Annotated in this window: 1 protein-coding gene; it reads right to left on the bottom strand. The window is 40.2% G+C overall.

Annotated elements, in window-relative coordinates; all coding sequences use genetic code 11:
- Positions 1-14: 14 nt before the first annotated feature.
- Positions 15-944, bottom strand: a complete 930-nt coding sequence (locus KGF70_RS16910) for an IS30 family transposase (protein WP_216769602.1) — start codon at positions 942-944, stop codon at positions 15-17.
- Between the last annotated feature and the right edge of the window lie 99 nt (positions 945-1,043).

Below are 1,043 nucleotides of genomic sequence, written 5' to 3'. Positions count from 1 at the left end.
GGTAGATTGCAAATTTAATCCGAATTTTTTGACAAATTAGTCAGCATCACTTGGTAAGGTGTTTGCCAGTTAAGTACTTTAAGGGGGCGCTGGTTAATTTCGAGTAACGTCGTTGTTAAATCTTGAGCACTAATGTGCTCAAAACAAGTCCCCTTAGGGTAAAAATAACGTAAGTTCCGATTGAATCGTTCATTACTGCCGCGTTCAGCGGGCGTGTAAGCATGGCAGTAATAGGTCTGAATACCGTATTGTGGTTCAAATGACACTAGATTGCTAAACTCAGTTCCACGATCGACAGTAAAGGTGTGTACCGGTCCCTTAAAAGTTGTTAGAAACATAGTTAGGGCTTCATTAACAGTCGCCGCTGTCCGATCTTTTAATCGGTAAGCCCAAAGAAAACGTGATTTGCGATCAATTAGCGTTAATAAAGCAGCCTTGCTATGTCCACGAGGTCCAACCACTGTATCTATTTCAAAATCACCGATGCGGTTACGTTGGTTAATCACAATTGGTCGTTGTTCAATTGAACGCCCTAATGATTGATTATATTTAGAACGTTGGTCAAGGTTACGCCGTTGGCGTAGCCCATGTTCAGGTAGTTCACTCAAGGAGAATTCAATTTTCCCCTGATATAGCCAATTATAAATAGATTTAGTGGCTAGTTTAAGCTCATGCGCAATCACTTCTGGTGACCAGCTTAGACGTAAATGGTTTAGAATGGTTTGCTTTAATTTGGCATTCAGTTTAGTTTTTCGGCCACAATGCGCCCGTTTATATTCAGCGTTGGCCTGTGCTAATTCAGCTTGATAAGGTTGACAACGAGATAATTCATAAGAAATCGTAGACGGAGATCGTTTTAACCGCTCAGCCATTTGGATATTGGTCAGTCCTAGCTCACAAAAGGTTTCAATTTTAATTCGTTCAGAATAGGTTATACTAGACAAAAGATCAGCTCCTAAAAAATGGGTTTGTGGTAAACACCATTTTAAAGGAAGCTGATCTTTTTTGTCCGAACAGCGTTCGGATTAATTTTACAATCTACC

The organism is Lactiplantibacillus sp. 7.2.4, from assembly GCF_018991185.1.
Taxonomy (GTDB): Bacteria; Bacillota; Bacilli; order Lactobacillales; family Lactobacillaceae; genus Lactiplantibacillus; species Lactiplantibacillus pentosus.
Note: the sequence above shows the minus strand (reverse complement) of the source record. Positions and strands in the feature narration are given on the sequence as shown.